At 39.0% G+C, this 12,623-nt stretch carries 5 protein-coding genes; 1 reads left to right on the top strand and 4 read right to left on the bottom strand.

The window, feature by feature from the left end:
* Nucleotides 1-152 precede the first annotated feature (152 nt).
* On the top strand, nucleotides 153-1,190 hold the full coding sequence (locus FQV26_RS04395) for an arabinan endo-1,5-alpha-L-arabinosidase (RefSeq protein WP_146556147.1): 1,038 nt from the start codon (nucleotides 153-155) through the stop codon (nucleotides 1,188-1,190).
* 293 nt (nucleotides 1,191-1,483) lie between these two features.
* On the opposite strand, the gene FQV26_RS04390 is transcribed toward FQV26_RS04395, so the two are convergent.
* The 4 genes from FQV26_RS04390 to FQV26_RS04375 all read right to left on the bottom strand — a co-directional run bounded on the left by FQV26_RS04390 (nucleotide 1,484) and on the right by FQV26_RS04375 (nucleotide 12,558).
* The gene (locus FQV26_RS04390) at nucleotides 1,484-3,019 is read right to left on the bottom strand and encodes a glucosyltransferase domain-containing protein (RefSeq protein ID WP_146556146.1); all 1,536 of its coding nucleotides are present in this window, start codon (nucleotides 3,017-3,019) and stop codon (nucleotides 1,484-1,486) included.
* Nucleotides 3,020-3,800: 781 nt separating this feature from the next.
* Nucleotides 3,801-7,394 carry an ankyrin repeat domain-containing protein gene (locus tag FQV26_RS04385; protein WP_146556145.1) on the bottom strand — a complete coding sequence of 1,198 codons (3,594 nt, stop codon included), beginning with the start codon at nucleotides 7,392-7,394 and terminating at the stop codon, nucleotides 3,801-3,803.
* A gap of 16 nt (nucleotides 7,395-7,410) precedes the next feature.
* Nucleotides 7,411-8,007 carry a hypothetical protein gene (locus FQV26_RS04380; protein WP_146556144.1) on the bottom strand — a complete coding sequence of 199 codons (597 nt, stop codon included), beginning with the start codon at nucleotides 8,005-8,007 and terminating at the stop codon, nucleotides 7,411-7,413.
* A 471-nt stretch (nucleotides 8,008-8,478) separates the two neighbouring features.
* On the bottom strand, nucleotides 8,479-12,558 hold the full coding sequence (locus tag FQV26_RS04375) for an Ig-like domain-containing protein (RefSeq protein WP_186759613.1): 4,080 nt from the start codon (nucleotides 12,556-12,558) through the stop codon (nucleotides 8,479-8,481).
* Between the last annotated feature and the right edge of the window lie 65 nt (nucleotides 12,559-12,623).

Raw genomic sequence — 12,623 nt, 5'->3', positions numbered from 1 at the left:
TCACTAATTTCAACTTTATCTATCTAAGAAATTAATTGTAGATTTGTACGTACTATTTAGAATATTATAAATGTAAGCGTTGACACGTCCGTATAAGTTAGTTAACCTATTATCTGTACGATATTTTTTTATTATAAAAAAGGAGGAATAACATGACGAAATGGATAACTATTGTCACAGCAATTGTATTGTCACTGGTTTTATCTGTTAGTGCTCTTGCGGCTCCTGGTCAATCATCAAAAGGAAATCCCCCGGCAGAGGGAAAAATTCCAATGCAGGGGGCTATTGGTGATTATGTGGAAGGAAAAATAGATGACCCCGCACACGATCCGGCCATCATTCGTGACGGAAATCAATACATTGTATTTTCTACCGGCATTCTTCGCAATACATCAAACCCTGGAGGAATTTATATTCGCACTGCAAACAACAGCATGGCGAATCCATGGAAATCAGTAGGAGAAATTCCATCCCCTGAATGGGTAAAAGATTATGGCACCGCCCACCTATGGGCACCACAAGTAGTGAAATCTCAAGGTACGTTTTACTTATACTATGCAGTTTCTGCTTTCGGAACCAACAACTCAGCGATCGGAGTTGCAAGCTCTAAAACGCCTGCAGACCCTAATTCATGGGAAGATCATGGTCCGGTACTCACTTCTTCTCAAGGAACCGTTGACTATAACGCAATTGATCCGCACGTGTTTAAAGACAAAGGCGAATGGTGGATTACGTTCGGCTCTCACTTTAGCGGTATTAAGCTGCAGAAGTTAAGTTCTATGACAGAAGCAGAAGGCGAAGTGCAGACGCTCGCAAATCGTCCAGGAGTAGAACATAACCCAATTGAAGCTCCAACTATTTATGAAAAGGACGGCTACTATTACTTATTCACTTCATGGGACCGTTGCTGCAATGGTTTAGACAGCACTTATAAAATTGCTGTAGGCCGTGCAGACAATGTAGCTGGTCCTTACTATGATCAGAATGGTGTTCCTCTTACAGAAGGAGGAGGTACAATTCTTCTTGCCAATGAAGGCAATCAGCACGGTCCAGGAGGACAAGATGTTATCTTTGACAAAGGAAGAGATTATTTACTTCACCATTATTATGACGCGAACGCAAATGGAGTCATTCGTATGCAGATTCGTCAGCTGGTATGGGAAAATGGCTGGCCGCAGCTTACTGAATAACATCCATTAAAAAGAACTCCCGGATTGCTATCATTAGGTAGTGATCCCTTGAACCCACAATTTTAACTATGCAACTAATTAGCTGGCATGCGCACGGTATTGCACCGCGCTCATGCCAGCTTTTTGTATGATTCCAGTAATTCTCGAATCTTACTTTTGTCCGTTACAATGACTATTTACTTTTTCAAGTAAAGACACAAAAGCCGTATTAAATAACCTTTATGGTTACGAAATACGGCTGTCTTATAAACATTGAATCTTATTTCATTAAATTATTCATTCCAGTGACGAGCCTATTCCTCCAATTTAATGATGAGCACGCCGTCGACCATTTGGACAGATGAGGCTGCCGGCCAGATACCCATGTCTTCATAGGTTTCACTTTGGCTTATCTCCAACAGTTCTTCTTCTTCAGTAATGACTTTAAAAGAAGCACCAAGAAAATTATTCATCATTGATTCGAAATGCCGTGCATCTCTTAATAGGATTGGCTGCATGGGCCCCGTCACTTCGGGAATTTTCTGGCCGATGGTATCGGAAACTTCCGAATCGATAGGAACCGTGCCATAAATTGCAACCGGGATATCTTTATCGAACCCCTCCGTCTGCTCCACTCTGTCGACGATCCGAGAAGTCACGGCCTGTGACTTCTCGAATTTCAAGTTCATATTCAAGTATGCGATGTTGGCGATGATTGCAAAATTCAAGATAATGAAACCAAGGAGAATCACCGTACTCCATGAAGTGAATTTCGTTAATCCACCCGGAACAGTCAATTTGTCATAAATCAAGACAGGCAATAGATAAAAACTGATCACTGATAAAACCATCAGCATGTGATACCAGATGTCCGGATTGATAAAGTATAGGCTGAATGCAGAGAGCGGCAGAGTGACAGTTAGAGAAATGGCCAGGATCAGCATCCCCCTCTTCTGATGGTGCCGGTTTTCGATGATCGCTGCGACAATGGCGACTGCTATCAAGATGAAGAGCAGAACATTCAGGACTTCAAATAAATTTACCGGAAAATCAGATGCTAAGCCTCTGAAGAAAAACTCAACCATCCTCTCTAAAATGAGCAGAATGGTCTCCAGCAAGCCTGCTGAACTCGTGCCGATTTCATCTACTCCCTGGTAGTCGTTTAACCCGTCTGAGAAAAAGCTTGTATAGAGCTTGTATGTCAGGAAATAAAGGCCCATGCCAATAAATGCCATCAACATGAAACGGAAAATCGAGTGAAGAAGATTTCTCAGGCTGCTTTGAAAGAACAGAATTTCATTGATAAAAAATAGAGTAGCCATTGTCAGGAGGAAAGGGAAGTTTGCCTGGTAGACACCGACTGCCAGATACAACAAAAAAGCGCCCGGCAGAAAGCCGTATTTAGATCTCCAGGTGATGAGAAGTGCCAGTACAGTAACGAATGATGCGGCCATATAACCAGTAGCTGTGTACATATAGGACATGGTCGAGGTGATGGCCGGAAAAGCAGTGAGCAAACCAGCTGTCAGAATGATGGAGATTTTCTTTTTCAACTGAAACAGCTCGGTCAGAGCAACTGCCGTCAGTGCCAAAAAAAGAATGGAGAGGACGCCATTGATCACGGGCAGATCAAAAAAAGAACCTATTCCATTAAACGGCGTCAGAAAAAAGCGACCCATTAAAAATCCATTTTGAGGAGTATAGATGCGAATAATGCCATCATGATGAGGCAAATAATTCGTTAAAATATATAGATGTGTCAGTAAACCGAAGAAAGCGGCTGCATAAAATGCCGTTTTCCATTGCGGTTTTATCTTGTTGAACCACTTATCCATAAATTCTTCAGGCATCTTTTTCTCCTTTTGAAGATGTAGTGTGAGAACAAAAATAGTATAGCAACATTCGCACAAAAAAGGCGACTACTATGCACAGCCCTGGGACTATTCATTAAGAAGGTTGAAACAAGGGGCTATCCTAACATCTATATAGATAAGCATGAAAAGCCGCATGGGAATACTCCAAAGAGTTTTCCCATGCGGCATTGTGTTGTGGCGTCAGAACCGTTTCGTTTTTTGCTTTAAACACAATTTGTCGGACCCTATAATTCCGGTAGATCGGCGCTTCCGTGTTAAAGAAACTACATTTTTCGAATTAGAATTTGATTGCGAACAAAATTAGAGGGTTCCAACAGACCACAAATTCCCCTGGTGTCACACTCTTTTATAACGATTTATATTTTCCGATAAATATAGAGAAGATGCAGGAAATTTTCAGGCATAAACTGAAGTCTCTCTGACACAGTGGCGCGATTTATTTTTATTTCATTGAAGATGACAACGTTCATAGCAAATTATTGAACAAAATTAATATTACCGTTCACAAGTAAGGATATTTAATAAAATGGCGAATAGTAAACGAAGCGCCCGTGGATGAAGTGTTACACCTAATCTGACATACTATCTAATAAATAGAATCTTTCTTTACCAATACCATGCTCTACTGTTTATAAATACTCTTATATGTCGATCAACCATGATTATAAAAAATTCCAAAAAAATCTCATGGTGAAATCGACTGAACTCTAGTAGGATTGATTTCGATACAGATTTCCTTTATTTATTATTTAACATATCACTCTATTCTTTTGTATATGCTAGAACTTTTGTGTACTTCTTTGTAAAATTGCAATGTATCCTTATCCGCAAGCTTCCCGTTGTAATCAGAGTCACCAAAATGCAAAACATTCCCATCAACTGTTGTAGTATTCATATCAAGAGCGACTGCATAAGTATATGTTAAACCTTCTACTACTATAAATATTTCCTCATCTTCGCTACTTATGTTGATAAAAATTTCTTCTTTATCTTTTCCTTCTTCTTCAGTAACCCATCCTCCTACCAAAGGCTCATGAAGTTGCATAAGTTCTATTTTCCTATTTTCTTCCTTCTCTATCTTTCTTTCCTCAATTTCCTCCTTTGCCAATAAAGCTTCTTTTTCCTTTTTTTCAGTTTTTTGCTCTTCTAACATAGTTTCAAATACATCTTCCTCAATTCTACTATAATTGAAATAGCTATTAAATTCGGTTTCCAAACTAATTTCATCAAAGTTGAATTCTGCTCCAAGGTGTTTAGACATTATTAGGCTATGAACTTCGTCGTTTTTTACAAATTCTAATTCATCGCTAATACTATACTGCAAAGACTCTCCTGCACTATACTCTTCCCAAATATAGTGATTATCTACTGCATAAATATATGCAATAGTATTCTCATCTGATTCCCAGTAACCCTCAAATTTGGCCAAATGCCCTAAATTCTTTATTGCTCCACCCTCTAACAAAATTTGAGTAATTTTCTCAAACTCATTTTCCTGTGCATATTCTAATGGAGAAAGTTTATCTTCATTTAAAAAGTTCATATCAATTCCATGATTCAATAAAGAAAGTAAAGTTTCACTGTCTTCATTTTCAACTGATATATATAGTAGGTTTTGTTTTTCTTTTTCAATGATTTCAGGTACAGAGTCCAATTCAAGCAGTAAATTTACAAATTCCACATTCTGATCAGTAACTGCAGCTTCCAACCATTTTAGATAATCTTCCTCTTTTATTTCAGTTAAAGGAAGCAATTTTTCAATTGAGTCGAGTTCTTCATATTCCATTGCATACTCCAATGCGGTATAATCTTGTTTATTTTCAAGATTTGGATTTGCTCCCGACTTCAGCAATAAATTAATTATAGCGTTATCTTTTTCTTTTGCTGCTATGAGCAAAGGTGAATTACCCGAGGAGTCTTGTGCATCGATGTATCCACCTTTTTCCAAAAAGTATTTATATAGTGAGATTGTTTTGTTTTGATGATCAGTTAAATATAATAGTATATTTTTTTCATCATGATCAGTAGAATTAATTTTTGCTCCTCTATCAAAAAGGAACTCAAAGATCTCTTTTGATGCACCAGAGTCAACTGCGTGAAAAAGAAGAGGCTTTTCATCAATTAAATCATTTGCATCTGCTCCCAATTCGAACATTTTCTCTAAAGCAGTCAAATCATTTTCAGCAAGGGTTTTTTTAAGCATGGTCCCTTCCACTGCATAGCCATCCATTTTTTCATATTCATCCAGTAATAGCATCATAATGTCATAGTACTGATTTGAAGTCCCTAGTGAATCAATATAAACCAAAGCATCGTAACCATTTTCCCCTTCAACGAATGGCTCCATTCCAAAGGATAACAAAAGTTTTACTAATTGCTCATCCTTAGTGTTAATAGCAAAATAGATTAAAGGTACTTTACCGCTTCGTATATTCGGATCAGCTCCTAAGGTCAATAAGTTTTCAATGTAAGCCAAGCCTGCTTTTTCAAGAACCGCCTTTTCCAATAGAGTTTTCCCTTCATCCAATACTAAGTTTGGGTCTACTCCCAATGACAATAGCTGCAGAATCCGCGGTTTATTGTCTGCGATCACTGCTTTGTTCAGAGCATAATCATCCAATTGCGTATCGAACGTTTTGTTTTCAATAAAATTAAAATAGAGTCCGTCTGCTCCCGGCAGGAATTTCCCCGCTGAAGTAAATGATGCCCAGTTCATCATAAGAGATAAAGCCACCAAGAAAGAGACAATATACCTTGGCTGAATGATTTTAAATCTTAGAAATGCCTCCCTGTAGCTATCATAGAAACTGAACAGAGGCTTTAGTTTTGTTTTCGTTCTATAAAGTTTCTTTTTCAGATGCTTTGAAAAGACATCTTTTGAATATTCTCTTTCCTTAATAACTTTCATATAAATCGAATGCAACGCTTTATAACTTACATCACTCAATTTTAATGAAATCCGTTTTTTGTTTGTCGTATAACCATTGTATAGTTCAAACACCTTCATCATTTGAACAGAACTTGGTTTCGCATCTTCTTGAAGCGAATGATAGTGATGGAAAGAATTGAATACCGATTTTTTGGTTTCTTTAAATTTTGTAACGGATAAGTGAATCATGCGCGAAACGATTACCTGCATGGATGGAAGCTGGATGTCCGCGAAAGCAGGTGAGGTTTCAATTTGTACCGGCATCTTCTCCAATAACAGCATGTATTGCTTTAATGCTTCAGCATCGTTCTTTTTCTGCCAGAATTCCTTTTCGATAAAGGCCAACATATAATTGAACTTGAGAGCAGAAATTGTGTCTTTCACTTTCTCGCCGTCTATTGAAACTTCGCCAAAAGGAACATTGCTTTTAACATATGATTCCATTTTTTGAAACAGATCCTGACTGAAGGGATGCTGGTTTCTACGGAAAGCTTCTTCCAGCGTCTGGGTATTCTTCTGCAACCAGACATCAACCTTTTTCACTTCAGACGCTTTTATCGTAAATGAAAAACACATCGCTTCCCCGTCGAAAGCTTCGGCTTCATAGCCAAACTTATTCAAATCGCTATTTATCCTTTGCGCAAAGCCACCGTAAAGTGAGAAGTATATATTGAAGTATTCACTTCCCAGTTTCGTTAATAGTTTCTGGTAAGAGGCGTAAACCTGGTCCCAGGTTTTATCAACCAAACCACCAGAATAATTTATCCTGTCTTCATCGCTGGTCATCGCTTGGGATATTTTCCTTCCAACTATCCCTCCCAACGGTCCTGCAATCACTGCTCCTACTAAGCCAACACCCAAATTCAGTAATTGCTTTTCGCCTCTTTCTGCCGCAATTTCCTGCATTACCTGATTATAGCTTTGTAGTTGCTGACCATGGGTTTCAAGAGTCTTTAATAAATCATTCGTATTTTCCAATAGTCCCTGCTGGTAATAGGTGAAAACTTTGCTGTCTGCCTTATATCTCTTTAGAATCGATGAAAACATTGAATTCTTCGAGACTTTTTCATAAAAATCACTGTAATTTTTCCATGTATTCGCTACAGTTAAGACACTGTTTAATTCAGCCAAAACAGTTTTCGGTTGAATCAGAACTGAAAGTTCTCTAACTAAACTTTTCCGTGAATCATGGGTAGTTTTTTTATCATTCAATTGCCTATCTATGGAACTCAAGCGATTAAAAATTCGTTTATCTATAGCATTTTTAATCTTCTCAAGATCTTTTGCCGCATCCTTTTTCGCCAGCTCCTGCAATTGTTGATTAATGTTCTGATTTATATCCTCGCTAATTGTGATCTTAAGTTTCTGTACTTGTTCATTTAGAGCCTTACTGTACCCCTTGTTATTCATCTCATTCTTCATCACTTTTCCTTAGATTTTATAACCATTCAAAAATCCCTAATCCTGCATCTAAAGAATCCATATCAAAATCCATTAGCAATTCTCCGCCCAGTACTGAAGCTGCATCAGATCCATGGGCGAAGGTTCCACTTACATATTCCGTTAAAGTGGGAAGACTGTTTTCATTTAATGAGCCATTGAAGTAATATTGCGTTGAATCTCCCAGTTGTTCCGTAATACCTAATAATTCCATATCACTTGAGTAATAGGCAGTTTCCCCAGTCGAGCTGTCAAAAGACATACTCTCCAATTGAAAATCATTTGTATAAGTCATATCAGCTACTGCAGTATTTTCAACTGTAAAAGCTTGCTGATTGTAAGTAGCATCCATGATGGATTGTCCACCACCAGGTAGTTCGGCCGAAACACTCTGTACACCCATATGCGCATCTGTGACCGTTATGCCACCCATTTGATTTTGAGCTATATAACCAAGCGCATTTCCAGTCGAATCCAACAGGATTAGTTGATCCCCTGGCCATGGCATAGCAATAGTGCCGTTCAGATTAATGCCATTATTGTTCAATACACTTGTTATTGTAGATTGTGGATATGCTGCTTTAAGAAAATCCATAATAGCCTCCTATCAATTAAAATAATATTCTAGAAAAAATGAGAATAAATAATTCTATACCCATTATACTTCAAAACATTTACAAATAACTATGGTTTTTTGACTACTATTTAAAGAAATATAATAAATATCCACTTATTAGCTATAACACAATAAATTAAAATCAATTGAGTAAACTATTTTTTCTTTGCTTGGACGCACCTTAAATATATATTCCTCCTCCATTGAAGAAGGAAAAACTCGAGAACCAGTCGTGCCATGAAATAGAATTATGGCAGACACGTTTGAGAACCACTTCGGACATCAGAGAACCACTCATAAGTAAAATTATTAACATTAGACACTGCATCGTGATTTCAAATGATTTGTTTCTTTCTGTTATTGCTCTTCTTCAATTTTCTTTACAAATTAATAAGAAAGCCCATTCCAAAAATCTGGAATGAGCTTTTTGCTGTTATCTTTGAATTCCTATTAACGAAATTGCTTATTTATTGCCCGTGCCAAGAACACCGAATACTCTGCTCTAGTAGTCGGTTCTAAAGGATGAAAAGTCTTATCCGGATAGCCGGTCGTAATGCCGTTTTCGTATAACCCGGAGATATATCCTTTCGCCCAATACCCCGACTTCACGTCGCTGAAATGATTCTTGTCACTTGCCTTCAATTCATAGGCAATGCTGATCACTTTCGCCATCTCCGAACGCTTCAGCACATCGTTCGGCGCAAATGTGCCGTCCGGATTCCCCGTAAACAAACCTGCTTTAGAAACAGCCGCAATGTAATTTTTGCCCCAATGCTTATCCGGCACATCTTTATAGCCAGATGAAACATCTTCAATCTTCAAGTCCAACGCCAATGCCAACATCTTCGCCGCTTCGGCGCGTGATGTATTCTTCTCAGGCTGGAAGCCGCCGTCTGGATAGCCACCGATGATTTGATCATCGGCCAGATACATGATCTCGTCTAAAGCCCAGTGCTTCACTTTCAAGTCCGGATAGTTGCCATCTACCACAGTAACTGGAATCGCCTTGCTGCTGTTTCCAGCCGCATCCGTCGCTACGATAGACAATTTCGTTCCGACTTTTTGCTTCCCGATTTTCACTTCATATTGCCCTTTTGCATCGGCCGTAGCCATACCGATGGCTTTCGTTCCAGCTTTGACGATAATTTTTGAAGTTGCTTCCGCTGTTCCGATGATACGTGTCGAGTGATGCGTCACTTTGCTCGTCAATTCTATTGATGGAGGTGTGCCGTCAACCACAGTTACTTCTGTCACGTCGCTGATATTCCCTGCTTTATCTGTCGCAGTAACAGCTAAAACCGTTCCAGCTTTCTGTTTTGGAATTGTTACAGAATAAGTACCGTCTGCATTTACAGTTGCTTTGCCCACTTCTTTACTTCCAACCTTAACAGCAACTTGTGATGCTGCTTCTGCTGCACCTGTAACAGCTGTCGATTGATCTGTTACTTTGCTTACTGTTGGTGTGCTTGGAGCTGTAACATCCAGAACAATCACTTCTTTAACTTCACTAACATTACCAGCTGCATCTTTTGCGGTTACTGACAGCTTGGTACCAGCTTTCTGCTTCACGATGGCGATCGAGTAATTGCCTTCAGCATCAACCGTTGCTGTCCCTACTTCAGTACTGCCTGCTTTAACCGAAATATGAGCAGCCACTTCGGCTGTTCCGGTAATAGTCGTTGATTTGTCTGTTACTTCGTTAACCGTCGGAACTGCTGGTGCTGTTCCATCCGTTACAGTCACTTCTTTTACTGTACTCGTATTACCAGATGTATCTGTTGCTGTGACTTGAATTTTTGTACCTACTTTTTGTACAGCGATAGTCACTTTATATTTACCGTCTGAAGTAACGGCGGCTTTTCCAAGTTCCGTACTTCCAGCTTTAATGGTAATCAAAGCATTCACTTCGCCTGAACCAGTTATAACTGTTGACTTGTCTGTAACTTTATCAACTGTCGGAGCAGCAGGTGCTGTCGCATCTAAGACAGTAACCGCTTTTACCCCACTGACATTTCCAGCTGCGTCCGTCGCAGTTACACTTAGTTTTGTTCCAGCTTTTTGCTTCGAAATCGTAACGTTGAAATTCCCGTCACCACTTGTTGTTGCTTTACCAATTTCTGTTCCCTCAACTTTAATACTAATTAATGAACCTGCTTCTGCAGATCCTTTTACAATTGTTGATTTGTCCGTCACTTCTTCTACAGTTGGCACAGCAGGTGCAGTCGCATCCAAAACGGTTACTTGGGCTGCCTGGCTAATATTCCCTGCTTTATCAGTTGCTGTTACTTTCAAGATTGTTCCAGCTTGTTGTTTTTGAATATTGATAGCATATTTGCCCTCTAGATTTACTGTCGCTTTACCAATTTCACTAGTACCCGCTTTAACTGATACCACTGATCCAGCTTCCGCTGTACCTGTAATTGAAATGGTTTTATCAGTTACTTTATCTACAGCCGGTTTTTGCGGAGCTGTAAGATCACTTACTGTAATTTCTTTTGCTTCGCTAATATTACCTGCTGAATCAGTTGCAGTCACAGACAGTTTTATGCCTGCTTGCTGTTTTGCAATAGCTATAGAGAACTTCCCAAGCTCATCAGTTGTTCCTTCACCTACTACCTTATCTCCAGCTTTTACAGCAATTGCTGTATTTGCTTCAGCTGTTCCACTAACTGCTAAATCTTTGTCGGAAACAGCATTGACCGCTGGTTTGGCAGGAGCCGTTATGTCTTCAACTGTAATGACGAGCTGCTTACTGTCAATGCCAGCTTCGTTGCTTGCAGTGACAGTTAGTTCGGTTCCCGCTTTTTGAGCTGGAATTTCAATAATGAATTTCCCAGTAAGATCCGTTTTTCCTGAACCAATAATAGACTCTCCTTTGTAAACTGTTACCGTAGTGCCAGGAGAAGACTGTCCAGTTACAACAAGCGATTTATCACTTACCGGATCTACGCTTGGTTTTGAAAGTAGCGTAGTCGCATTTGCTTTAACGACTTCACTTTCATTGCCAGCTATGTCAATTGCAGCTATAGCCACTTCATATACTGTACCTTCCTTAAGGCTTCCGAATAAGTATGCAGTATCAGCAGGAGGAAGTGTACTTACTAACTCCCCATTCAAATATAAGGCATATTTTTTTAAGTCACTATCAGTACTTGCGTTCCAACTCACTTGGGCTTCATTATGAGTTGTTTTTGAAACAGTAAGTCCTACAACCTCTGCAGGTGGCAAAACATCTTTTACTGCGAGGTCTTTTTTCATATTGTTTCCGAAAACGTCTCTTAAGTTGAATTGAAGACCTTCAGAAGTTATATCTTCGGCTGTAGTGGTAAAAGATCCATCCACCCCCAGTGAAATTGGATTTTCTTGTAATGAAACATCCAAGAAAGGCAATGTTTTACCTTCTAATATCGCTGTTCCAGTTTCATTTGTTAACTCTTTGTTTTTGATTGTAAATGGAACCTTATAAGCTTGATTCGAGACGATTGTTGAAGGAATTGAATTTTGTCCCCCAACAAATCTTACTGCACCCGGAGATACAGAAGTATTGGAACCATATGTTACTGTTTTAGCATTAAGACTGCCTTGGATTGTTAGTCCGCCATGACTAATGAGGGTACCGTATACATATACGTTTCCGGTTATGGTTACATTCCCGTCAATCGAAATCGTCGAATTAGGGCCTATATATAAATCTTTTTCGATAATTCTGTTGCTTAAAGTTTCGTTTTTCGTAGTTATTGCATACGGTAACTGAGGATCGTTTAATTCTGGAGAATCTAAATCACTTGGTTTATATACTACTACATAACTGTTAGTCTTACTGACTTGTGTTAATTCATATGGCTGATAATTTTTGTCATTCCCTGCCTTATCCCCGACTCCTATGAAGTATAAAGTCCACTTACCTTCTTCCGCATACTTGTCTACTGTAAGAGTGCCTTCATATAATCCTGAAGTTTCGTTGTAATACAGGGGGCTGTACGACGAACTGCTTTTTGATGGGGATTTAAAGTAGACAGCTACATTTTTTACTCCCGATATATCATCTGTCACATTGGCCTTTACCTTTACTACTTCTCCTGCACCTACTTCTTGTTCAGATACTTCAATACTCTCTATAACAGGCGGTGCCTTGTCTCCCAATTCATTAGTAACTTGATAAAAGATTTCATTTGGAAGTTCGTTTGGCTGATAATTTTTGTCATTCCCTGCCTTATCCCCGACTCCTATGAAGTATAAAGTCCACTTACCTTCTTCCGCATACTTGTCTACTGTAAGAGTGCCTTCATATAATCCTGAAGTTTCGTTGTAATACAGGGGGCTGTACGACGAACTGCTTTTTGATGGGGATTTAAAGTAGACAGCTACATTTTTTACTCCCGATATATCATCTGTCACCTCGGCTGTCACTTTTACTTTTCCTCCAGTTACAACATTGCTCGGACTCAATTCAATATTACTTACGGTAGGTGCAGTGGAATCTCCCACAGCGTATACCGAACCAATTCCTGAAAATAGTTGAAATATCATTAAAATAACTGTAAATAGAACTATAATTTTTTTAAACCCTAGTCTTTTTACCACAATTAGTAACC

The organism is Planococcus sp. CPCC 101016 (assembly GCF_007859295.1).
GTDB lineage: Bacteria > Bacillota > Bacilli > Bacillales_A > Planococcaceae > Planococcus.
This window is presented reverse-complemented; position numbering and strand designations above follow the sequence as displayed.